The following is a 21,497-nucleotide window of genomic DNA, read 5'->3' as shown; positions in this document are numbered from 1 at the left end:
CAGAAAGGAGGAAACAGGAATGCCTAAAGTATCTGTAGTAAGTCAAACAGGTTCTGCTGTCGGCGACATCGAACTAAACGATGCGATTTTTGGAATCGAGCCGAATGAAGCAGTATTATTCGAAGCAATTGTTCAACAACAAGCCTCTTTACGCCAAGGTAATCACAAGGTTAAAACTCGTGCGGAAGTGGCAGGCGGCGGTCGTAAACCGTGGCGTCAAAAGGGTACAGGTCGTGCTCGTCAAGGTTCAATCAGATCACCACAATGGCGTGGAGGCGGTATCGTATTTGGTCCATCACCACGTAGCTACAGCTATAAAATGCCTAAGAAAGTTCGCCGTTTAGCACTTCTATCCGCTCTTTCTACGAAAGTAGCAGCTGAAGAATTAATCGTTCTAGAAAACTTAGCATTTGATGCACCAAAAACAAAAGGCTTTGTAAAAGTTCTTGAAGATCTTTCAATTACTAAGAAAGCATTATTTGTTACAGCTGATCCAGAAGAAACAGTAGCGTTGTCTGCTCGTAATATTCCGGGAATCAGCGTCATTTCAGCGAATGGTATTAACATTCTTGACTTAGTCGGACATGACCAGCTAGTTATGACAAAAGCAGCAATAGAAAAAGTCGAGGAGGTGCTTGGTTAATGGAAGCACGTGATATTCTGAAACGTCCGGTCATTACCGAGCGTTCTTCTGAACAAATGGAAGACTTAAGAAAATATACATTCGAAGTTGATACACGCGCGAACAAAACGCACGTGAAACAAGCTGTTGAAGAAATCTTCGGTGTTAAAGTAGAAAAAGTTAACGTGATGAACTACAAAGGTAAGTTCAAGCGTATGGGGAAACATGCTGGTTATACGAACAAACGCCGCAAGGCAATTGTTACACTAACTACAGATTCCAAAGATATCGAACTTTTTGAAATGTAATTAACTCATACTAAATGAAGGAGGGAACACAAAATGGCGATTAAGAAGTACAAAGCTACCTCCAACGGACGTCGTAACATGACTTCTTCTGACTTTGCTGAGATTACAGCTAGCAAACCGGAAAAATCATTGCTTGCACCAGTAAAGCGTAAAGGCGGACGTAACAACCAAGGTAGAATGACAGTTCGTCACCAAGGTGGAGGACATAAGCGCCAATACCGTGTCATCGATTTCCAACGTCGGAAAGATGGCATTCCAGGACGCGTTGCTACGATCGAATACGATCCAAACCGTTCAGCAAACATCGCATTAATCAACTATGCAGATGGAGAAAAGAAATATATCCTTGCTCCTAAAGGATTGACAGTAGGTTCCACAATCATTTCAGGACCTGAAGCGGATATTCGCGTAGGAAACGCTCTACCATTAGAGAACATTCCTATGGGATCTACGATTCACAACATTGAAATGAAGCCAGGCAAAGGCGGACAACTAGTTCGTTCAGCAGGAACATCAGCTCAATTACTAGGACGCGAAGGCAAATACGTCATCATTCGTCTACAGTCAGGTGAAGTTCGTATGATTCTTGCTACTTGCCGTGCTACAATCGGTCAAGTTGGTAACGAACAGCACGAATTGATCAACATTGGTAAAGCAGGTCGTTCACGTTGGTTAGGCAAACGTCCAACTGTTCGTGGATCTGTAATGAACCCTAATGATCACCCACACGGTGGTGGTGAAGGACGTACGCCAATCGGTATGCCAAGTCCTGTTACTCCTTGGGGTAAACCAACTCTTGGATTCAAGACACGTACGAAGAACAAGAAATCAGATAAGTTTATCGTTCGTCGTCGTAAAAAATAATGTTATTGCACTGCGGTTCAGTAGATGGACCGTAGTACATACTCGGAAGGAGGTTCCAGAATGGGCCGCAGCTTGAAAAAAGGACCTTTTGCAGATGACCATTTACTAAAAAAGGTTGACGCACAAAAAAATGCAGAAAAGAAACAAGTTATTAAAACATGGTCACGCCGTTCAACAATCTTCCCGACTTTCATCGGATTAACGATTGCAGTATATGATGGACGTAAACACGTACCTGTTTATGTAACAGAAGATATGGTAGGTCACAAACTAGGTGAATTCGTACCTACACGCACATACAGAGGCCATGGTGCCGACGATAAGAAAACAAAACGCTAATTTGAGAGGAGGTTATCCTGATGCAACAAGCTAAAGCATCTGTACGCACAGTCCGTATTGCTTCTCGCAAAGTTCGTTTGGTCGTTGATCTTATCCGCGGCAAGAATATAGGTGAAGCTATGGCTATTCTACGACTTACGCCTAAAGCGGCATCTCCAGTCGTGGAAAAATTATTGAAATCTGCAATTGCAAACGCTGAACACAACTACGAAATGGATACTGAGAACTTAATCGTCAGTGAAGTATTCGTAGACGAAGGACCAACAATGAAACGTTTCCGTCCACGTGCACAAGGTCGTGCGAGTGCGATTAACAAACGTACAAGCCACATCACATTAGTGGTATCTGAAAAGAAGGAGGGGTAATTAGTGGGCCAAAAAGTACATCCTAATGGACTCCGTGTAGGCGTCATCCGTGACTGGGACTCAAAATGGTACGCGGAAAAAGACTATGCGTCCTTACTACATGAAGACTTAAAGATCCGTGAATACATCGAAAAGCGTCTTATTGAAGCATCAGTTTCAAAAGTTGAAATTGAACGTGCTGCTAAGCGTGTTAACATTACAATCCACACTGCAAAGCCAGGTATGGTTATCGGTAAAGGTGGTTCCGAAGTAGAAACACTTCGTAAGCAACTTAACGAGATCACAGGCAAGCGTGTACACATCAACATCGTAGAAATCAAACGTGCTGACTTGGATGCGAGATTAGTCGCAGAATCAATCGCTCGTCAATTAGAAAGTCGTGTATCATTCCGTCGTGCACAGAAACAAGCGATCCAACGTACTATTCGTTCTGGCGCAAAAGGAATCAAAACACAAGTGTCTGGTCGTCTCGGCGGTGCTGATATCGCTCGTGCAGAACACTACAGTGAAGGAACTGTCCCTCTTCATACATTACGTGCAGATATAGATTATGCACATGCTGAAGCTGATACTACTTATGGTAAGCTTGGTGTAAAGGTATGGATTTATCGTGGTGAAGTCCTTCCAGTAAAAGTTAAGAAGAACTCTGGGGAAGGAGGCAAATAATATGTTAATGCCTAAACGTGTAAAACATCGTCGTGTATTCCGTGGGAAAATGCGTGGTGAAACAAAAGGTGGCGCTACAGTTCAATTTGGTGAATATGGTCTTCAAGCTCTAGAAGCAAGTTGGATCACAAACCGTCAGATTGAATCTGCTCGTATTGCTATGACTCGTTACATGAAACGTGGCGGTAAAGTATGGATCAATATTTTCCCGCACAAACCATATACTAAAAAGCCTCTAGAAGTCCGGATGGGTTCCGGTAAAGGTGCTGTTGAAGGCTGGGTTGCAGTTGTGAAACCTGGTAGAGTAATGTTCGAAATTGCAGGTGTTTCAGAAGAGGTTGCTCGTGAGGCACTTAGACTTGCATCGCACAAACTTCCTGTAACAAGCAAGTTTGTAAAACGACAAGAAATTGGTGGTGAGTCTAATGAAAGCTAATGAAATTCGTGACTTAACAACTGCAGAGATCGAGCAAAAAGTGAAATCACTTAAAGAAGAGCTTTTCAACCTTCGCTTCCAGTTAGCGACAGGTCAATTAGAAAACACTGCACGCATCCGTGAAGTACGCAAATCGATTGCGCGCATGAAAACTGTAATACGACAAAGAGAAATCAGTGCAAATAACTGATGAAGGAGGTTGCAGCCATGACTGAGCGTAACCAGCGCAAAGTATACACAGGCCGTGTGGTTTCCGATAAAATGGATAAAACCGTAACGGTAATGGTAGAAACATACAAAAAACATTCTTTATACGGTAAGCGTGTAAAGTACTCTAAGAAACTTAAAGTTCATGATGAGCTAAACGAAGCGAAAATCGGCGATGTTGTTCGCATTATGGAAACTCGTCCATTATCGGCAACTAAGCGTTTCCGTCTTCTAGAAGTCGTTGAAAAAGCGATCATCATCTAATTGGTTTTTAACCCAGATTTCGGAAGGAGGTAACCTCGATGATTCAACAGGAAAGTAGAATGAAAGTTGCTGACAACTCTGGTGCACGCGAAGTACTAACAATTAAAGTACTAGGCGGATCAGGTCGTAAAGTAGCTAACATCGGTGATGTAGTTGTTGTTACGGTTAAGAAGGCAACACCAGGTGGCGTTGTTAAGAAGGGTGACGTCGTTAAAGCGGTCATTGTTCGTACGAAAAGTGGAGTTCGTCGTAAAGACGGTTCATACATTACATTCGATGAGAATGCTTGCGTTATTATCCGTGATGATAAAGGGCCACGTGGAACACGTATTTTCGGACCGGTTGCTCGCGAACTACGCGACAGCAACTTTATGAAAATCATTTCACTTGCTCCAGAAGTTCTTTAATTCTAATGACAGAGCCAGTCAAGGAGGTGCGATAAATGCACGTTAAAAAAGGCGACAAAGTAATGGTGATCTCTGGGAAAGATAAAGGCAAAACAGGTGTGATCCTAACTGCTTATCCGAAAAAAGACCGTGTGCTTGTTGAAGGTATTAATATCGTCAAAAAACACACAAAACCGAACCAAGAAAATCCACAGGGCGGAATTGTAAGCCAAGAGTCTACAATTCATGTCTCAAACGTGATGGCAATCGATCCTAAAACAGGCGAGCCGACTCGTGTAGGTTATAAAATGGAAGACGGTAAAAAAGTACGTATTGCAAAAAAATCCGGTGAATCACTGGATAAGTAAGTATTGCATGAAAGGAGGTCCGACTGATGAGTCGTTTGAAAGAGAAGTTTTTTAAAGAAATCACACCTGCTCTAATGAGCAAGTTTGAATATACATCTGTTATGCAAGTACCTAAAGTAGATAAAATCGTTATCAACATGGGTGTTGGTGATGCTGTCCAAAATACAAAAGCACTTGATGCAGCTGTAGAGGATCTTGCAACTATTTCAGGTCAAAAACCAGTCATTACTAAAGCGAAAAAATCTATCGCAGGATTCCGTTTACGTGAAGGTATGCCGATCGGAGCAAAAGTAACGCTTCGCGGTGAGCGTATGTATGAGTTTCTCGATAAATTAGTTTCAATCTCATTACCACGTGTACGTGACTTCCGTGGCGTTTCTAAAAAAGCGTTTGACGGTCGCGGTAACTATACTCTTGGTGTGAAAGAGCAACTTATTTTCCCTGAAATTGACTTCGATAAAGTATCAAAAGTACGAGGGATGGATATCGTCATCGTGACGACAGCTAACACTGATGAAGAAGCACGTGAGTTGCTTGCACAGTGTGGCATGCCATTCCAAAAGTAAAATAATAGGGAGGCGAAAACGTGGCTAAGAAATCTATGATCGCTAAACAGAAACGTACGCCAAAGTACAAAGTACAAGAATATACACGCTGCGAACGTTGTGGTCGTCCACATTCAGTATATCGCAAATTTAAACTTTGCCGTATTTGTTTCCGCGAACTTGCATACAAGGGACAACTTCCTGGCGTTAAAAAAGCCAGCTGGTAAACCCCTAATTAGGGAAGGAGGTTAATTCAAATGACAATGAGTGATCCGATTGCAGATATGCTTACACGCATCCGTAATGCGAACATGGTTCGCCACGAGAAGCTTGAGGTACCTGCTTCAAACGTAAAGAAAGAAATCGCCGAGATCTTAAAACGAGAAGGTTTCGTTCGTGATGTGGAATACGTGGAAGATAACAAACAAGGCATCATCCGCATTTTCCTAAAATACGGTCAAGATAACGAACGCGTTATCAATGGCTTGAAACGTATTTCTAAACCAGGACTTCGTGTATATGCTAAATCAAACGAAGTACCTAAAGTACTTAACGGCTTAGGTGTTGCACTAGTTTCTACATCAAACGGTGTATTAACAGACAAAGAAGCCCGCGCTAAACAAGTCGGCGGAGAAGTCGTCGCTTACGTTTGGTAATTAGCAACAATTGAATGGAGGTGCAATAGAATGTCCCGTATTGGTAATCGTCAGATCGAAGTTCCTGAGAGTGTTACTGTAACAATTTCAGATGAAAACTTCGCTACTGTTAAAGGTCCGAAAGGTGAACTTTCGAGACAATTAGATAAAGAAATTACGATCACTCAAGAAGACAACGTAATTACATTTACTCGTCCTTCTGAATCAAAAGCTCACCGTTCAATTCACGGTACTACACGCTCTGTTCTTAACAACATGGTAGTGGGAGTATCTACAGGTTTTGAACGCACACTTGAATTAGTTGGTGTTGGATATCGTGCTTCTATGCAAGGGAAGAAACTTGTATTGAACGTAGGTTATTCACATCCAGTAGAGTTCACACCAGAAGAAGGTGTAGAAGTTGAAGTTCCAGCGAACACGAAAGTAATTGTTCGCGGATACAACAAAGAACACGTAGGTGCTCTTGCTTCTAACATCCGTCAAGTACGTCCACCAGAGCCGTATAAAGGCAAAGGTATTCGTTATGAAGGCGAAATCGTTCGTCGTAAAGAAGGTAAAACAGGTAAATAATACCGCTAGAGGTATTTGGAAGGAGTGACTCCGATGATCACGAAACAAGATAAAAACGCTGTCCGTAGAAAGCGTCACGCACGTGTGCGTACGAAAATCAGCGGAACTGCAGAGCGTCCACGTCTAAACGTTTATCGTTCAAACAAGCACATCTATGCACAATTGATTGATGACTTGAATGGCGTAACAATCGTTAGCGCTTCTACAAGAGATAAAGATGTTGAGGCAGGATCTACAGGTAACACTGAATCTGCAGCTAAAGTCGGCGAGCTTATTGCAAAGAAAGCTGTTGAAAAAGACGTCAAAACGGTTGTATTCGACCGCGGCGGATATCTTTTCCACGGCCGTGTAAAAGCATTAGCTGACGCTGCACGCGAAAATGGTCTGGAATTTTAATTAAGAGGGAGGGACATATTTCATGCGTCGTAATGATCAGAACAAAAGTGAGTTTGAAGAACGCGTAGTAACGATCAACCGCGTTGCGAAAGTTGTAAAAGGTGGACGTCGTTTCCGCTTCACTGCACTTGTCGTAGTCGGAGATAAAAATGGTCGTGTCGGTTTTGGTACTGGTAAAGCACAAGAAGTTCCAGATGCAATCCGTAAAGCAATTGAAGATGCGAAGAAAAACTTGATTGTAGTGCCAATGGTCAAAGGTACAACTCCACATGAAGTAATCGGACGCTTTGGTGCAGGACAAATCCTCATCAAGCCAGCTGCTCCGGGTACTGGTGTTATCGCAGGTGGACCTGTCCGTGCGGTACTTGAACTTGCAGGCATCACGGATATTCTTTCTAAATCTCTTGGATCAAGCACACCAATCAACATGGTACGTGCAACAATCGAAGGGTTGCAGAATTTGAAACGCGCAGAAGACATTGCCAAATTGCGTGGTAAATCCGTAGAAGAACTGTTAGGTTAAGGGGGGAAATACAATGACGAACAAACTTGAAGTCACCCTTACGAAAAGTGTTATTGGTTCAAAGCCAACACAGCGTAAAACAATTGAAGCACTAGGCCTTCGAAAGTTAAATCAAACAGTTGAGCATCAAAGCAATGATGCCATCCGTGGTATGCTCACAAAAGTTAGCCACTTGGTAACCGTTAAAGAAATTTAAGTACTATTTTACAATAAGGAGGTGCCGATAAGATGAAATTACATGAGCTAAAACCAGCTGAGGGATCTCGCAGAAACCGCAAACGCGTTGGTCGTGGTATTGGATCTGGAACAGGTAAGACTTCTGGTAGAGGTCATGACGGTCAAAACGCTCGTTCAGGCGGCGGTGTACGTCTTGGTTTCGAAGGTGGACAAATTCCTCTTTTCCAACGACTTCCTAAGCGTGGGTTCACGAACATCAATCGTAAAGATTATGCCATCGTTAACCTTGATACATTAAATCGTTTCGAAGAAGGCACGGAAGTAACACCGGAATTGCTAATTGAAACTGGTGTTGTAAGCAATGCTAAGTCTGGCATCAAGATTCTGGGTAACGGAACACTTGATAAGAAGATCACAGTACGTGCTAACAAATTCTCCGCTTCTGCAAAAGAAGCAATTGAAAAAGCAGGCGGGCAAACAGAGGTGGTATAATGTTTCAGACAATCTCTAATTTCATGCGTGTGAAGGAGATCCGGTCTAAAATAATTTTCACCCTCCTAGTGCTCATCGTTTTTAGACTAGGGACATTTGTTCCGGTTCCAAACGTTGATGCAACTGCTTTACAACAATCGGATAACCAGTTTATCGGATTCTTGAACACATTCGGTGGAGGAGCATTATCCAACTTCTCGATCTTTGCAATGGGGATTATGCCGTATATCACGGCATCCATCATTGTACAACTCTTGCAGATGGATGTTGTTCCAAAGTTTACTGAGTGGTCAAAACAAGGTGATGTCGGAAGACGTAAACTTGCACAATTCACAAGATATTTCACGATCGCTCTAGCCTTTATTCAAGCACTGGCCATGTCGTTTGGTTTCAACCAAACATTTGGTGGTACACTGATTCAAGACAATAGCGTATCTACGTATATTACAATTGCGATTGTGTTGACTGCTGGTACAGCTTTCCTTTTATGGCTTGGCGAACAAATTACTGCAAAAGGCGTGGGGAATGGTATTTCCATCATTATCTTTGCAGGGATTGTTGCCGGCATTCCAAATGCTGTTAATCAGTTGTATGTAACGCAAATTCAAGACGCTGGAGATGCACTATTTATTAGAATTGCAACAATGGTCTTACTGCTAATCGTGATCGTAGCCATTGTGGTCGGAGTTATTTACTTCCAAGAAGCATTGCGGAAAATTCCGATTCAATATGCGAAACGTGTCTCGGGACGCAATCAGTCTGTTGCAAGTCAACAAACACATTTACCTTTGAAATTGAATGCTGCAGGAGTTATCCCGGTAATCTTTGCGGTGGCATTCTTCATTACGCCACAACAAATCGCTCCATTTTTCGGTGAGAACAGTGTAACTAAAACGATTATTCGGATCTTCGATTATACGAATCCAATCGGAATGATTTTATATGTAGCACTTATTATCGCATTTACGTATTTCTATGCATTCATTCAAGTGAATCCAGAAAATATGGCAGAAAATCTGAAAAAACAAGGTGCATATATTCCAGGAATTCGTCCAGGAGCAAACACTCAAAAGTACTTAACAAGTACTCTGTATAGACTAACGTTCGTCGGCTCGATTTTCCTAGCCGTCGTAGCGGTTATGCCAATCTTCTTCATCAACTTGGCGAATCTGCCTCAATCCGCTCAAATCGGCGGAACGAGCTTGCTCATTGTAGTAGGGGTTGCCCTTGAATCAATGAAGCAATTAGAATCACAATTAGTGAAGAGACATTACAGAGGCTTTATGAAATAAAAAGCAATAGCCTGACCTATTGTTAACAAATGGAGGGCAAGGACGTATGAATATCGTATTAATGGGTCTGCCTGGTGCTGGTAAAGGCACACAAGCAGACAAAATTGTCGAGAAATACGGAATCCCCCATATTTCTACAGGCGATATGTTCCGTGCTGCCATCAAAGATGGCACGGAACTTGGAGTTAAGGCAAAATCGTTCATGGATCAAGGAGCATTAGTTCCTGATGAAGTTACCATTGGTATCGTGCGTGAACGTTTAAGCAAACCGGATTGTGACAAAGGATTCTTGCTTGATGGCTTCCCTAGAACAGTTCCACAAGCTAAAGCACTAGATGCTTTACTTAAGGATTTGGGAAAAAGCATTGAGTATGTATTGGACATAGAAGTCGATACAGAGGAATTAGTTGCAAGGTTATCTGGCCGTCGAATTTGTAAAGTATGTGGCACATCGTATCACTTGATCTTCAACCCACCAAAGGTAGAAGATGTGTGTGATAAGGATGGTGGCGAACTTTACCAACGTGCAGATGATAATCCGGATACTGTCATGAATCGTCTGGAAGTAAATATGAATCAGACAGCTCCTTTACTCGACTTTTATGGCGAAAAAGGTGTACTGACTAAAATTAATGGCCAACAGGATATTAATCTTGTATTCAAGGACTTAGATGCTGTTTTGCAACAAGGTAAAAAGTAATCAATCCTTTTCGGGCACATCTTCATCATTGTTCGGAAGGTAATGGATGAAATCGAACTGCAAATACATTAAGTTCCTGTTATAAGATCAATGAGAGTTTATCATTAATTCCTTGGTAGTTCCGACATGCATTCTATTGCCAATGGCAGTATAATATATACTTGGCACTGCAACGAGGGCAATAAAGGATCTCATTCGTGATTTATGCGAAACAGCGAAATGTGGCAGACGTCTTTCGAATATCACTCATGCTAACTGGACATATGTTGAAGGAAGCCTTTTGAAGGCAACTGATGCCGCTCGATGGTGAAAGCCTTTATTGGATATAGAAGGGAGACAGGATTGATGGCGAAGGACGACGTAATTGAGGTAGAAGGAACTGTTCTTGAAACGTTGCCGAATGCGATGTTTAAAGTGGAGTTAGAGAACGGACATACTGTGCTTGCACACGTGTCAGGTAAAATTCGTATGCACTTTATTCGTATTCTGCCAGGCGACAAGGTGACATTGGAACTTTCACCTTACGATTTAACACGTGGTCGTATCACATACCGTTTCAAATAAACTTTTGCACTCCCGAAATACTGAAGGAGGTTGGGTAAGATGAAAGTAAGACCATCTGTAAAACCGATCTGCGAAAAATGTAAAGTTATTCGTAGACGCGGCCGAGTAATGGTAATCTGTGAAAATCCAAAGCATAAACAAAGACAAGGCTAAAACACAAGGAGGTGCACAACTTATATGGCACGTATTGCTGGTGTAGACGTTCCGCGCGATAAGCGCGTTGTCATTTCATTGACATATATATTCGGTATTGGTAAAACAACTGCACAATCAATTTTAACTGCAGCTGATGTTTCAACAGAGACTCGCGTTCGTGATTTAACTGACGCTGAGCTTGATAAGATTCGTGAACAAATTGACGGCTTGAAAGTAGAAGGAGATCTTCGTCGTGAAACTTCTCTAAATATCAAGCGTTTGATGGAAATCGGTAGTAACCGTGGTATCCGTCACCGTCGTGGATTGCCTGTTCGTGGACAAAACACGAAAAACAATGCACGTACGCGTAAGGGTCCTAAACGTACAATGGCTAACAAGAAAAAATAATTAGGTAAAGGAGGGTTCTTTCCAACATGGCACGTAAACAACAAACTCGTAAACGTCGTGTAAAAAAGAATATTGAGACTGGTATCGCACATATCCGTTCAACGTTCAATAACACTATCGTAACTATCACGGATAGCCACGGTAATGCACTTTCATGGTCTAGCGCTGGTGCACTTGGCTTTAGAGGTTCCCGTAAATCCACTCCATTTGCTGCACAAATGGCTGCTGAAACTGCAGCGAAAACAGCAATGGAACACGGTTTAAAATCATTGGAAGTAACAGTTAAAGGCCCAGGTGCTGGTCGTGAAGCGGCTATTCGTTCACTACAAGCTGCTGGTCTTGAAGTTACTGCAATCAGAGACGTAACTCCGGTTCCGCACAATGGTTGTCGCCCGCCAAAACGTCGTCGCGTATAATCGGTTTGAATCTATTGGATTAAGAAAGACATTTTTTGTTAATACTGTTGAAATAGACTATCTATTATCAGTGAATTCAATAAGGTTAAACCAATATAGAGACGTTTTGAGGAGGGTAAATAAATGATCGAGATTGAGAAACCAAAGATTGAAACAGTAACGATCGGTGAAGATTCACAGTTCGGTAAGTTTATTATCGAACCTTTAGAGCGTGGATATGGAAACACCTTAGGGAATTCCTTGCGCCGCATTCTCTTGTCTTCATTACCAGGAGCTGCTGTGACATCTATTCAAATCGATGGTGTACTTCATGAATTCGCTACAATTGAAGGTGTCGTCGAAGACGTATCTACAGTTATTTTGAATGTGAAGAAACTAGCTCTCAAAATTTACTCAGACGATGAGAAAGTTATTGAGATCGATGTGAAAGGTGAAGGCGTCGTGACGGCTGCAGACATCACACATGATAGTGATGTTGAAGTATTAAATCCAGATCTCCCGATTGCTACTCTCGGTAAAAATGGACATTTACGTATGCGTATGTATGCTGTACGTGGACGCGGATATGTTCCTTCCGATCAAAACAAACGTGAGGATCTAGCGATTGGTGTAATTCCAATCGACTCGATTTACACTCCTGTATCACGCGTTAACTTCCAAGTTGAAAACACTCGCGTCGGACAAAGTACCAACTTTGATAAGTTGACACTCGATGTATGGACAGATGGAAGCATTGGTCCTAAAGAGGCAGTATCACTTGGAGCTAAAATTCTTACAGAGCATTTGAATATATTCGTTGGTATGACTGACGAAGCACAAACTGCAGAAATCATGGTAGAAAAAGAAGAAGACCAAAAAGAAAAAGTTTTGGAAATGACAATTGAAGAACTTGATCTTTCTGTCCGTTCTTATAACTGCTTGAAGCGTGCAGGCATCAATACGGTTTTAGAACTTGCTAACAAGTCTGAAGACGAAATGATGAAAGTGCGAAACTTAGGCCGTAAATCACTTGAAGAAGTGAAAGCTAAATTGGATGAGCTAAACCTTGAGTTACGCTCTGAAGAATAACTGACATATATTGAAGGAGGGTAACTTCAAATGGGATACAGAAAACTTGGACGCACAAGTTCACAACGTAAAGCAATGCTTCGCGACTTAACGACAGATCTTATTATTCATGAGCGCATCCAGACAACTGAAACACGTGCTAAAGAATTACGTAAAGTAGTTGAAAAGATGATCACTCTTGGAAAACGCGGAGATCTTCATGCACGTCGTCAAGCGGCTGAATATATTCGTCGTGAAAAGGTGACTGTTGAAAACGGAGAAGGCGAAGAAGCAACAGTGTTTGCACTTCAAAAGTTGTTTGATACAGTAGCACCACGTTATGCAGATCGCCAAGGCGGTTATACACGTATAATGAAAATGGGACCTCGCCGTGGCGATGGCGCACCAGTAGTTATTATTGAACTGGTGTAATTCCAACACTTCGAGGGTGTGTCTGTCACGCACAGCACACCCTTTTATTACAACTACGAGATTTATACGACATAAAAGCTGAGTGTTATGATCCGCGAGTAATCGACTGGTCTAGCTCTACGTACCTCATCTGAGATGTCGGCATGAGCACCCGGCATTTTCGTTTTCAAAGGCGCATTCCTTAGATGAGGTACGCGCTTTTTTTTTATACATAAGAATAATTGATTACATAGAGCTTATATTGATCCATAGCAACAGCTAAGAGGAGGAATCTAAATGAAGGAAATAGCGTCGATGCACCAGGTAGAGTTCTCTTACGATATGGAGGATGAAGACTCTTCACCTGAGTCAACTAAGGCATTGAATAATGCGTCTTTCACTTTGTATGAAGGAGAATGGCTGGCAGTTGTAGGACATAACGGTTCTGGTAAGTCGACGCTAGCAAAGCTGTTGATTGGCTTGATGTTTCCTTCATCAGGTGAAGTACATCTCTTCTCGGAACGATTATCAGAAGAAAATCTTTGGGAAACACGTTCACGTATGGGTATTGTCTTTCAAAACCCCGATAATCAGTTTGTCGGATCTACGGTACAGGATGACGTAGCTTTCGCACTAGAAAATAACGGTGTACCATACGACATGATGGTAAAACGTGTTCAAGAGGCTTTAGAACAAGTGAAGATGACGGATTACATTAATCATGAGCCACATCATCTATCAGGCGGTCAGAAGCAGCGTGTAGCGATTGCAGGCGCATTAGCATTGCATCCCGAGCTACTTATTTTGGATGAAGCCACTTCCATGTTGGATCCGAAAGGACGTGAAGAGGTCATTGAGATCGTCAAGAAGTTGCGATCGGAAATTGGTTTGACTGTGTTATCCATTACACATGATTTAGAAGAAGTATTATTGGCAGATCGTATATTGGTAATGAATGAAGGACAAGTATTGATGGTAGGTACACCACAGGAAATTTTCCGCCAAGGTACTGAGCTCGAAAAGATTGGGCTCGATCTGCCTTTTGCTTTACGCGTTTCTGAGTTAGTAAGAGCAGCTGGCGTAGAGTTGCAAGGCAATCATATGACAGAAGAAGAGTTGGTGAATGAATTGTGGACATTTCACTTCAGCAAGTAGGATACTTATACGCTAAAGATTCACCGTTTGAGAAACGTGCTTTGCACGACGTGACAGCTACGATCCCTTCAGGCTCTTATACATCAATTATTGGTCATACGGGCTCAGGGAAGTCGACTCTATTGCTTCATTTGAATGGGTTGCTAAAGCCGTCTGAAGGTATCGTCCAAATAGGTGACACGATGATTACTGCCCAAACTAAAGGTAAGCAGATGAAGGAAGTACGGCACCAAGTAGGGATTGTGTTTCAGTTCCCTGAACATCAGTTATTTGAAGAAACAGTTGAAAAAGATATCATGTTCGGTCCCATAAATTTTGGTGTGCCGAAAGAAGAAGCAAGAGCTCGCGCACATGAATTAGTGAAACTGTTAGGTCTGCCGGATGATGTGTTGCAGAAGTCTCCTTTCGAACTGTCAGGAGGTCAAATGCGGCGCGTTGCGATTGCAGGTGTCTTGGCGTTCAAGCCATCTGTCTTGGTCCTTGACGAGCCTACAGCGGGGTTGGATCCTAAAGGTCGTAAGGAGATTATGGAGTTATTCCATCATTTGCATAAGACGGAGAGTCTAACGACCATTCTTGTGACCCATAGTATGGAAGATGCGGCACGTTACAGTGATCGAATCCTGGTGATGCATGAGGGGACAGCCGTGATGGAAGGGACGCCTGAAGAAATATATAGTATGGAAGACGAGCTTCATTCATTTCGACTCAGCATCCCGCGTTCCGTGCGTTTTCAGCGTGAGATTGAAAAGATGAGTGGTCAACGTTTCGATCGTATTGCACTTACGGAAGACATATTGGCACAAGAATTAGCAAAAGCTATTGCAAGAAAAGAGGAGCGGCCATGTTAGAAAAAATGATTATAGGCCGTTTTATTCCAGGTACATCCATTGTGCATCGTATGGATCCTCGTTCCAAATTGCTCTTTGTCTTTCTGTTTGTAGTAGCGGTATTCTTGGCTAATAACGTTGTGTCCTATGCCATTTTGCTTGGCTTCACAGCATTTGTTATTGCACTTGCCCGAATTAGACCGTACTTTTTGATTAATGGATTAAAACCAGTCATTTTTTTGATCATTTTTACTCTTCTATTACATATTTTCTTTACACGCGAAGGACCTATTATATTTGAATGGAAGTTTATCAAAATATATGAAGAGGGATTGCGAATGGGTATATTTATATCCATCCGATTTTTAGTTCTTGTTTTGATTACGACAGTATTGACACTAACCACTTCACCGATCTCGATTACGGATGGATTGGAAACGTTGCTCAATCCTTTTAAAAAGCTGAAATTGCCAGTACATGAGTTGGCATTGATGATGTCCATATCACTACGTTTTATTCCAACCTTGATGGATGAAACGGATAAAATTTTAAAGGCACAATTAGCTAGAGGGTCTGATTTAAGTACCGGTTCCATCAAAGAACGGGTGCAGGCAGTCATTCCGTTGCTTGTCCCACTATTTGTTAGTGCGTTTAAGCGTGCGGAAGATTTGGCGATCGCTATGGAAGTGCGTGGCTACCGTGGTGGAGAAGGTCGCACAAGGTTCCGTCAGCTGTCTTGGCACATAAGGGATACTGCTGTTCTGATCACGTTTGTGCTATTAGTAGGTGTATTGCTGTGGGTGAGGAAGTGAATAAATTGAAACGAATGAAAGCAACTGTTTCGTATGACGGGACGTATTTTGCCGGCTATCAATCGCAACCAAACATGCGGACAGTTCAAGCTGAGATTGATAAAGCCCTTGTTAAATTGCATAAAAACCCGACATCACACGCGGTAGCAAGCGGACGAACCGATGCCGGTGTTCATGCGTTAGGTCAGGTCATTCATTTTGACACACCTCTTGATTTAGGTGATCGTTGGCTGATGGCATTGAATGTATTGCTACCTAAGGACATTCGTATAACTGCGATTGAACAGGTGTCTAAAGACTTTCACGCCCGTTACGGTGCAAAAGGCAAAACGTATCGATATAAATGGTCCTATGGAGAATTGCAAAGTCCATTCGAACGTAATTTTGCTGTTCATTTAGGTAGATGGAATCCGGATATAGAACGAATGAAGGCAGGTGCTGCCTATTTAATCGGTACACATGACTTTACAAGTTTCTGTTCGGCGAAGACCGCTACTTCGAATAAAGTCCGCACGATCCGAAAACTAACACTTGAACGGCATCAGGACGAACTAGTTCTTGAAGTGGAAGGAGATGGATTTCTTTACAATATGGTTCGTACGATTGCTGGTGCTTTGTTAGCAGTCGGCATTGGTTGGGACGAGCCTGAAGATATCCAAAAAATACTCGAGGCGAAAGATCGCCAAAGAGCAGGGAAAACTGCGGCGGCACACGGTTTGTACTTACTAGAAGTCACATATTGAAGTCATGGCAACTAATCCTGGCGTATACATAAAAACGCTTGACTTTATTGGCAATAAAGGATAACATGATAAATGGTATTTCAATAACCCCACAAACAAGCCCCGGAAGTTTATTTGTGTTTAGGGATAGAGAAAACAGGGAACAGATTTGATATTTTAGGAGGAAATACAATATGCGCACAACATTCATGGCTAAAGGTCACGAAGTCGAACGTAAATGGCTAGTTGTCGACGCTGAAGGACAAACGCTTGGTCGTCTTGCTTCAGAAGTTGCAACTCTTTTACGCGGTAAACATAAACCAACGTTTACACCACATGTTGATACAGGCGATCACGTCATCATCATCAACGCTGAAAAAATCCAATTGACTGGTAACAAGTTGAAAGATAAAATGTACTACCGTCACTCTGGTTACACAGGTAGCATCAAGTCACGTACTGCTCTAGAAATGCGTACAAACTACCCTGTAAAAATGCTTGAACTTGCGATTAAAGGAATGCTTCCAAACGGTCCTCTAGGTCGTCAAACAATCAAGAAATTACACGTATTTGCTGGTCCAGAACATCAGCATGCAGCACAAAAACCAGAAGCTTTCGAGCTTCGCGGTTAATTAAGAGGAGGAAACCCACTTGGCACAAGTACAATATATCGGCACTGGCCGTCGTAAAAGTTCAGTAGCTCGTGTACGTCTAATTCCTGGCGAAGGCAAAATTGTCGTCAATAATCGTGACGTAGAAGACTACGTACCATTCGAAACACTTCGTGAAATCATTAAACAACCACTAGTTACAACGGAAACACTTGGAAGCTACGATATCCACGTTAACGTTCACGGTGGAGGTTACACAGGTCAAGCAGGCGCAATCCGTCACGGCGTTGCTCGTGCATTGCTTACTGTAGATCCTGATTTCCGTGCAGCACTTAAATCAGCAGGATTCCTAACACGTGATCCACGTATGAAGGAACGTAAAAAATATGGTCTTCGCGGCGCTCGTCGTGCACCTCAGTTCTCAAAACGTTAATATTGATTTCATATCAACCTTTACAACCTCTTTCCGAGTTTTTGGAAAGAGGTTTTTTAGAGTTTTAAATTTCTTCCCGTAATTAACACTGTAGTCTATCCTAATAGTTCATAACCCACTAATTCAAGTAGTGAGTAGTTTGTAAATGTATAGCTATGCTTGACTTTGACTGCGATATTCTAAAATGTAAAGATTTACTGAATGCCTCTAGCTTGCGATCATGGTTGCACTGAGGACGAGTTTTCTTGAGAATAGAAAACAAAGAAATTCAGAAAGAAGAGATAGTCTATCAGAAGGGTATAGAAAATAAACCAAAGTAGGTTTGTAGATTAGAAGATTATGTGTTATATTTATGAAAATTAAATAAACTAATTTAAATAAGTGCTCACATTGTGAGTTAAAAGGGAAACTAGTGAAATTCTAGTACAGCCCCCGCTACTGTAAATGCTGATGAAATTACAATACCACTGAGAAATTGGGAAGGTGTAAGAGTAAAGTGAAGCTTGAGTCAGGAAACCTGCTTATTTAAATGACACTTTACTTTTCGGTGGGAGAAGTATGGGCGGGACAATAATATTAATTGTTTTTTTTAGTATGACTTCTAATATACTTTCACGTGCCTACACTCCCCTGAAAAGGAGTGTAGGCATTTTTATTTGGAGGGAAATCATGAAAAAGGGAAAAATTTATGTCGTCGGCTTTGGTCCCGGTGCTACTGAACATATTACGGGACGGGCATTAGACGCACTGCAAGCAAGTGATTATATTATTGGTTATAAAACGTATGTAGAGCTGATTAAGCATTTGGTAACGGCGAAGTCTATTGTCAGCACAGGAATGACTGAAGAAGTTTCACGTGCACAAGATGCTGTTAAGAAAGCGGAGGCAGGCGGTATTGTCTCAGTAATTTCCAGTGGTGATTCAGGTGCGTATGGCATGGCTGGATTAGTGTATGAGGTGCTGGTCGAAAAGGGCTGGACTGAAGCAGAGGGAATTGATGTAGAAATCGTTCCAGGTATTTCAGCTATTAACTCATGTGCAAGCTTACTGGGTGCACCTGTTATGCATGATTCTTGTACGATCAGTTTGAGTGACCATCTGACACCATGGACTGTTATCGAAAAACGTATTGAAGCTGCCGGGATGGCGGATTTTGTCATTGCTTTATACAATCCAAAGAGCGGACGCCGGACGCGTCAAATTGTAGAAGCACAGAATATCTTACTAAAATATCGCTCCCCTGATACGCCTGTAGGCCTGGTGAAAAGTGCGTATCGTGAAAACCAGCGTATTGTCCTAACGACATTATCGGAAATGCTTGAGCATGATATTGGAATGCTGACGACTGTCATTATCGGTAACTCTTCCACTTTCTTTTATGATGGAAAGATTATTACACCGCGCGGTTACCAACGTAAATATACGTTGGGAGAAGGTAAACAAAGTTTAAAACCGCATCAGCGTTTGAAAAAGGAAGCAGAACCATGGGCGCTTGATCAGGAAACCGGAGAGGCGCGGTCAGGATATGAGGAAATCATAAGTAAGGTGCCCGAGCAGGCTCCTGTGCAAGAACCAGAGCCAAAAGAAAAGGTTCAGTCAATGGATATGGCATTAAAGGCTTTATCTATGGTTTCAGAAGAAGAAGTGGAAAACCCATTTTTGGTGAGGCAGCCGATCGAGAATATATTTGAATTTTCCGTTTCGCCTGGTGTTGCTAATAAAATGATCACAGCAGAACAGATGCTGGTTTTAGCTGAAGTCGTTGGTGAGAAAGGCACATTGGAATATACACCGGATCATCGTTTTATTGTAAAAGTTACAACAGATAATCCTGAAGCGATTGTTGAAAAACTTGAAAACGAACGCTTTACAGTCATGCCGGCAGGGGAAGTCTTAAAAGTTAAAGCGTGTGATTTTTGTTACGGAGAAAAGGCGGATTCTATCCCATATGCGGAAGAAATCGCAGCAAAGTTTGAAGGGATGAAGCTTCCAAAGCAGTTGCATGTCGGGTTCAATGGTTGCGGCATGGCATGTTATCGCCCTGTGTTTGACGACATTGGAATTGTTTACCGAAAGAAAAAGTTTGATTTATTTATTGGAGCGAAACCGGTTGGCCGTACTGCTCATGCTGCCCAGCCAATCGCTGAGGGAATTGAACCGGATAATTTAATCCCGTTGGTCACCAAAATTATAGAAGAATATGAACAAAATGCACACCCTAACGAACGTTTCTTTAAGTATTTTAAACGTGTTAAAAAAGTACTGAACTATGACTATTACGACATGAGCTGCAAGATTGAAGTAGAGCCGGCGCCTTGCGGGGATTAGGAGGAAGTTATGATTTTATTTTTAGCAGGTACCAGCGATGCAAGGGCCTTAGCCATTCATTTGCAGAGTCTCGGCCACTCCCTGATCGCCACAGTAGTAACCGATTCTGCTGCAGAAAGTTTAAAAGCAAATGATATCGCGTATCAGGTGGGCAGGTTAACGGCGGATGATATGGAGGAGCTGATTCGAAAGCATGAGATGACTTGTGTTGTGGATGCCAGTCATCCTTATGCGGAGGAAGCTTCGAAAACGGCTATGAAAGCGGCTAAGGCATGCGGTGTTCCATATATTCGCTATGAACGTCCGAAGGAAAAGTTTGTTTCTCCACTGATTACGGAAGTTGAAAGTTATGAAGAGGCCGCCAAGCTGGCTCAAACACATAAAGGAACGGTTATGTTGACTACGGGAAGTAAGACGCTGGAAGTGTTTGCGGACTATTTATTGCGTGATGAAATTCGCTTGATCTGCAGAATGCTCCCAAACATAGGGAACATGGAAAAGTGCGATAAGTTAGGAATCAAACAAAAGGATATTATCGCAATACAAGGACCGTTTTCTGAATCACTGAATAAGTCGTTATGCGAGCAATACGACGTGACGTTAATGATCACCAAGGAAAGCGGAAAAGTAGGATCTGTGGATGAGAAAATTACCGCCGCCTTGGAACTGGAAATACCAGTTATTTTGATTAAACGACCAAAGCTTCAATATGATAATTTTTGTACGTCTTTTGAAAAAGTTACCCAACTATTAGGAGGTTTAATACTTGAAAAATCCAAACATGAACTTTAATACGAAATTCACACCACTAACTGTAGATCCAGATAAAATTTATGATCACAGTTTCTCAATTATCAAAGAAGAGATGGGAGAACACCCATTTACAGATGAGCAGTGGATGGTAGTTCGGCGCGTAATTCACGCTTCAGCGGATTTTGAGTTAGGACGCAGCATGATTTTCACACCTGACGCACTCGAGGCGGGAATCCAATCAATTTTAGCAGGACGTCACGTAGTAGTAGACGTACAAATGATAGAGAGTGGTTCAGGCCGCAAACGATTCCAGAAGCATGGCAGCGACTTACATTGTTACATTGCGGATGAGGATGTCGCAAAGGAAGCGAAAGTTCAAGGTACAACACGTGCGATTATATCGATGCAAAAAGCAACTCGTTTGCACGAAGGCGGAATATATGCCATCGGTAATGCACCCACTGCATTGTTAGAGTTAATTCGTTTAATTAAAGAGGGGATCGCCAAACCGGATTTAATTATTGGGATGCCGGTGGGCTTTGTTTCGGCGGCCGAATCAAAAGAGGAACTGGCAGTCCTTGAAGGTATTCCGTTTATCACCAATATAGGGAGAAAGGGTGGCAGTACAGTGACAGTAGCTGCACTGAATGCCATTTCGATCATGGCAGATGAGCGCGCAAAGCAAACAAACTAAAA

Annotated in this window: 36 protein-coding genes and 1 riboswitch; all 36 genes read left to right on the top strand. The window is 42.2% G+C overall.

What is annotated here, in order from left to right; all coding sequences use genetic code 11:
• Nucleotides 1–19: 19 nt before the first annotated feature.
• The 36 genes from rplD (at nt 20) to CSV61_RS04860 (ending at nt 21,495) form a co-directional block, all read left to right on the top strand.
• Nucleotides 20–643, top strand: coding sequence for a 50S ribosomal protein L4 (gene rplD / locus CSV61_RS05035; RefSeq protein WP_083034258.1), 624 nt, complete (start codon nt 20–22; stop codon nt 641–643).
• Nucleotides 643–930, top strand: a complete 288-nt coding sequence (gene rplW / locus CSV61_RS05030; protein WP_083034257.1) for a 50S ribosomal protein L23 — start codon at nt 643–645, stop codon at nt 928–930. Before rplD ends, rplW begins: the two co-directional genes overlap by 1 nt.
• A gap of 33 nt (nt 931–963) precedes the next feature.
• The gene (gene rplB / locus CSV61_RS05025) at nt 964–1,794 is read left to right on the top strand and encodes a 50S ribosomal protein L2 (RefSeq protein WP_083034256.1); all 831 of its coding nucleotides are present in this window, start codon (nt 964–966) and stop codon (nt 1,792–1,794) included.
• 60 nt (nt 1,795–1,854) lie between these two features.
• On the top strand, nt 1,855–2,133 hold the full coding sequence (gene rpsS, locus CSV61_RS05020; RefSeq protein ID WP_083034255.1) for a 30S ribosomal protein S19: 279 nt from the start codon (nt 1,855–1,857) through the stop codon (nt 2,131–2,133).
• A 20-nt stretch (nt 2,134–2,153) separates the two neighbouring features.
• The gene (rplV, locus tag CSV61_RS05015; protein WP_037561627.1) at nt 2,154–2,498 is read left to right on the top strand and encodes a 50S ribosomal protein L22; all 345 of its coding nucleotides are present in this window, start codon (nt 2,154–2,156) and stop codon (nt 2,496–2,498) included.
• Between the two features lie 3 nt (nt 2,499–2,501).
• Nucleotides 2,502–3,164, top strand: coding sequence for a 30S ribosomal protein S3 (gene rpsC / locus CSV61_RS05010; protein ID WP_029053271.1), 663 nt, complete (start codon nt 2,502–2,504; stop codon nt 3,162–3,164).
• Nucleotide 3,165: 1 nt separating this feature from the next.
• Nucleotides 3,166–3,600 carry a 50S ribosomal protein L16 gene (gene rplP, locus CSV61_RS05005; RefSeq protein ID WP_029053270.1) on the top strand — a complete coding sequence of 145 codons (435 nt, stop codon included), beginning with the start codon at nt 3,166–3,168 and terminating at the stop codon, nt 3,598–3,600.
• Nucleotides 3,590–3,790: a 50S ribosomal protein L29 gene (gene rpmC / locus CSV61_RS05000; protein ID WP_025783856.1), complete on the top strand. Its 201-nt coding sequence runs from the start codon at nt 3,590–3,592 to the stop codon at nt 3,788–3,790. The genes rplP and rpmC overlap by 11 nt, the downstream gene beginning before the upstream one ends.
• 17 nt (nt 3,791–3,807) lie before the next feature.
• The gene (rpsQ, locus tag CSV61_RS04995) at nt 3,808–4,071 is read left to right on the top strand and encodes a 30S ribosomal protein S17 (protein ID WP_029053269.1); all 264 of its coding nucleotides are present in this window, start codon (nt 3,808–3,810) and stop codon (nt 4,069–4,071) included.
• Between the two features lie 38 nt (nt 4,072–4,109).
• On the top strand, nt 4,110–4,478 hold the full coding sequence (gene rplN, locus CSV61_RS04990) for a 50S ribosomal protein L14 (protein WP_029053268.1): 369 nt from the start codon (nt 4,110–4,112) through the stop codon (nt 4,476–4,478).
• Nucleotides 4,479–4,513: 35 nt separating this feature from the next.
• Nucleotides 4,514–4,825: a 50S ribosomal protein L24 gene (rplX, locus tag CSV61_RS04985; RefSeq protein WP_083034254.1), complete on the top strand. Its 312-nt coding sequence runs from the start codon at nt 4,514–4,516 to the stop codon at nt 4,823–4,825.
• A gap of 26 nt (nt 4,826–4,851) precedes the next feature.
• Nucleotides 4,852–5,391 (top strand): 50S ribosomal protein L5, encoded by a 540-nt coding sequence (gene rplE / locus CSV61_RS04980; protein WP_099638310.1) that lies wholly within the window; start codon nt 4,852–4,854, stop codon nt 5,389–5,391.
• A 20-nt stretch (nt 5,392–5,411) separates the two neighbouring features.
• The gene (locus CSV61_RS04975; RefSeq protein WP_008298870.1) at nt 5,412–5,597 is read left to right on the top strand and encodes a type Z 30S ribosomal protein S14; all 186 of its coding nucleotides are present in this window, start codon (nt 5,412–5,414) and stop codon (nt 5,595–5,597) included.
• Nucleotides 5,598–5,627: 30 nt separating this feature from the next.
• A complete protein-coding gene (gene rpsH / locus CSV61_RS04970) occupies nt 5,628–6,026 on the top strand; it encodes a 30S ribosomal protein S8 (RefSeq protein ID WP_029053265.1) in 399 nt (132 codons plus the stop codon).
• A 30-nt stretch (nt 6,027–6,056) separates the two neighbouring features.
• Nucleotides 6,057–6,596, top strand: coding sequence for a 50S ribosomal protein L6 (rplF, locus tag CSV61_RS04965; RefSeq protein WP_083034253.1), 540 nt, complete (start codon nt 6,057–6,059; stop codon nt 6,594–6,596).
• A gap of 33 nt (nt 6,597–6,629) precedes the next feature.
• Nucleotides 6,630–6,992, top strand: coding sequence for a 50S ribosomal protein L18 (rplR, locus tag CSV61_RS04960; RefSeq protein WP_083034252.1), 363 nt, complete (start codon nt 6,630–6,632; stop codon nt 6,990–6,992).
• Nucleotides 6,993–7,014: 22 nt separating this feature from the next.
• Nucleotides 7,015–7,515, top strand: a complete 501-nt coding sequence (gene rpsE / locus CSV61_RS04955) for a 30S ribosomal protein S5 (protein WP_083034251.1) — start codon at nt 7,015–7,017, stop codon at nt 7,513–7,515.
• Between the two features lie 13 nt (nt 7,516–7,528).
• Nucleotides 7,529–7,711: a 50S ribosomal protein L30 gene (rpmD, locus tag CSV61_RS04950; RefSeq protein WP_083034250.1), complete on the top strand. Its 183-nt coding sequence runs from the start codon at nt 7,529–7,531 to the stop codon at nt 7,709–7,711.
• 32 nt (nt 7,712–7,743) lie between these two features.
• Nucleotides 7,744–8,184, top strand: coding sequence for a 50S ribosomal protein L15 (gene rplO, locus CSV61_RS04945; protein WP_083034249.1), 441 nt, complete (start codon nt 7,744–7,746; stop codon nt 8,182–8,184).
• Nucleotides 8,184–9,476: a preprotein translocase subunit SecY gene (gene secY, locus CSV61_RS04940; RefSeq protein WP_083034248.1), complete on the top strand. Its 1,293-nt coding sequence runs from the start codon at nt 8,184–8,186 to the stop codon at nt 9,474–9,476. Before rplO ends, secY begins: the two co-directional genes overlap by 1 nt.
• A 46-nt stretch (nt 9,477–9,522) precedes the next feature.
• The gene (locus CSV61_RS04935) at nt 9,523–10,176 is read left to right on the top strand and encodes an adenylate kinase (RefSeq protein ID WP_083034247.1); all 654 of its coding nucleotides are present in this window, start codon (nt 9,523–9,525) and stop codon (nt 10,174–10,176) included.
• A 345-nt stretch (nt 10,177–10,521) separates the two neighbouring features.
• The gene (infA, locus tag CSV61_RS04930; RefSeq protein WP_029053257.1) at nt 10,522–10,740 is read left to right on the top strand and encodes a translation initiation factor IF-1; all 219 of its coding nucleotides are present in this window, start codon (nt 10,522–10,524) and stop codon (nt 10,738–10,740) included.
• Between the two features lie 39 nt (nt 10,741–10,779).
• A complete protein-coding gene (gene rpmJ / locus CSV61_RS04925) occupies nt 10,780–10,893 on the top strand; it encodes a 50S ribosomal protein L36 (RefSeq protein ID WP_076758849.1) in 114 nt (37 codons plus the stop codon).
• Between the two features lie 24 nt (nt 10,894–10,917).
• Nucleotides 10,918–11,283: a 30S ribosomal protein S13 gene (gene rpsM, locus CSV61_RS04920; protein ID WP_083034246.1), complete on the top strand. Its 366-nt coding sequence runs from the start codon at nt 10,918–10,920 to the stop codon at nt 11,281–11,283.
• A 26-nt stretch (nt 11,284–11,309) separates the two neighbouring features.
• Complete coding sequence (gene rpsK, locus CSV61_RS04915) at nt 11,310–11,699, top strand: 30S ribosomal protein S11 (protein WP_009499031.1); 390 nt, start codon at nt 11,310–11,312, stop codon at nt 11,697–11,699.
• Between the two features lie 123 nt (nt 11,700–11,822).
• Nucleotides 11,823–12,767, top strand: a complete 945-nt coding sequence (locus CSV61_RS04910; RefSeq protein WP_029053255.1) for a DNA-directed RNA polymerase subunit alpha — start codon at nt 11,823–11,825, stop codon at nt 12,765–12,767.
• A gap of 30 nt (nt 12,768–12,797) precedes the next feature.
• Nucleotides 12,798–13,178: a 50S ribosomal protein L17 gene (gene rplQ / locus CSV61_RS04905; RefSeq protein ID WP_029053254.1), complete on the top strand. Its 381-nt coding sequence runs from the start codon at nt 12,798–12,800 to the stop codon at nt 13,176–13,178.
• A 276-nt stretch (nt 13,179–13,454) separates the two neighbouring features.
• Nucleotides 13,455–14,312 carry an energy-coupling factor ABC transporter ATP-binding protein gene (locus tag CSV61_RS04900; RefSeq protein WP_083034245.1) on the top strand — a complete coding sequence of 286 codons (858 nt, stop codon included), beginning with the start codon at nt 13,455–13,457 and terminating at the stop codon, nt 14,310–14,312.
• Nucleotides 14,288–15,163: an energy-coupling factor ABC transporter ATP-binding protein gene (locus CSV61_RS04895; protein ID WP_083034244.1), complete on the top strand. Its 876-nt coding sequence runs from the start codon at nt 14,288–14,290 to the stop codon at nt 15,161–15,163. Before CSV61_RS04900 ends, CSV61_RS04895 begins: the two co-directional genes overlap by 25 nt.
• Nucleotides 15,157–15,954, top strand: a complete 798-nt coding sequence (locus CSV61_RS04890; protein ID WP_083034243.1) for an energy-coupling factor transporter transmembrane component T family protein — start codon at nt 15,157–15,159, stop codon at nt 15,952–15,954. Before CSV61_RS04895 ends, CSV61_RS04890 begins: the two co-directional genes overlap by 7 nt.
• A 5-nt stretch (nt 15,955–15,959) precedes the next feature.
• A complete protein-coding gene (truA, locus tag CSV61_RS04885) occupies nt 15,960–16,697 on the top strand; it encodes a tRNA pseudouridine(38-40) synthase TruA (RefSeq protein WP_099638490.1) in 738 nt (245 codons plus the stop codon).
• 173 nt (nt 16,698–16,870) lie between these two features.
• On the top strand, nt 16,871–17,308 hold the full coding sequence (gene rplM / locus CSV61_RS04880) for a 50S ribosomal protein L13 (RefSeq protein ID WP_029053249.1): 438 nt from the start codon (nt 16,871–16,873) through the stop codon (nt 17,306–17,308).
• Nucleotides 17,309–17,327: 19 nt separating this feature from the next.
• Nucleotides 17,328–17,720, top strand: coding sequence for a 30S ribosomal protein S9 (gene rpsI, locus CSV61_RS04875; RefSeq protein WP_029053248.1), 393 nt, complete (start codon nt 17,328–17,330; stop codon nt 17,718–17,720).
• 362 nt (nt 17,721–18,082) lie between these two features.
• A riboswitch (cobalamin riboswitch) is annotated at nt 18,083–18,259 on the top strand.
• A gap of 130 nt (nt 18,260–18,389) precedes the next feature.
• The gene (gene cobJ, locus CSV61_RS04870) at nt 18,390–20,048 is read left to right on the top strand and encodes a precorrin-3B C(17)-methyltransferase (RefSeq protein WP_099638309.1); all 1,659 of its coding nucleotides are present in this window, start codon (nt 18,390–18,392) and stop codon (nt 20,046–20,048) included.
• 9 nt (nt 20,049–20,057) lie between these two features.
• Entirely contained in the window at nt 20,058–20,840 is a 783-nt protein-coding gene (gene cobK / locus CSV61_RS04865) for a precorrin-6A reductase (RefSeq protein WP_099638308.1), read from the top strand.
• Nucleotides 20,830–21,495, top strand: a complete 666-nt coding sequence (locus tag CSV61_RS04860) for a precorrin-8X methylmutase (protein WP_083035966.1) — start codon at nt 20,830–20,832, stop codon at nt 21,493–21,495. Before cobK ends, CSV61_RS04860 begins: the two co-directional genes overlap by 11 nt.
• The last annotated feature ends 2 nt before the right edge of the window (nt 21,496–21,497 follow it).

Origin of the sequence: Sporosarcina sp. P3 (genome assembly GCF_002743415.1) — a bacterium.
GTDB lineage: Bacteria > Bacillota > Bacilli > Bacillales_A > Planococcaceae > Sporosarcina > Sporosarcina ureae_A.
The sequence above is the reverse complement of the archived record's forward strand: the minus strand, read 5'-3'. Positions and strand labels throughout refer to the sequence as shown.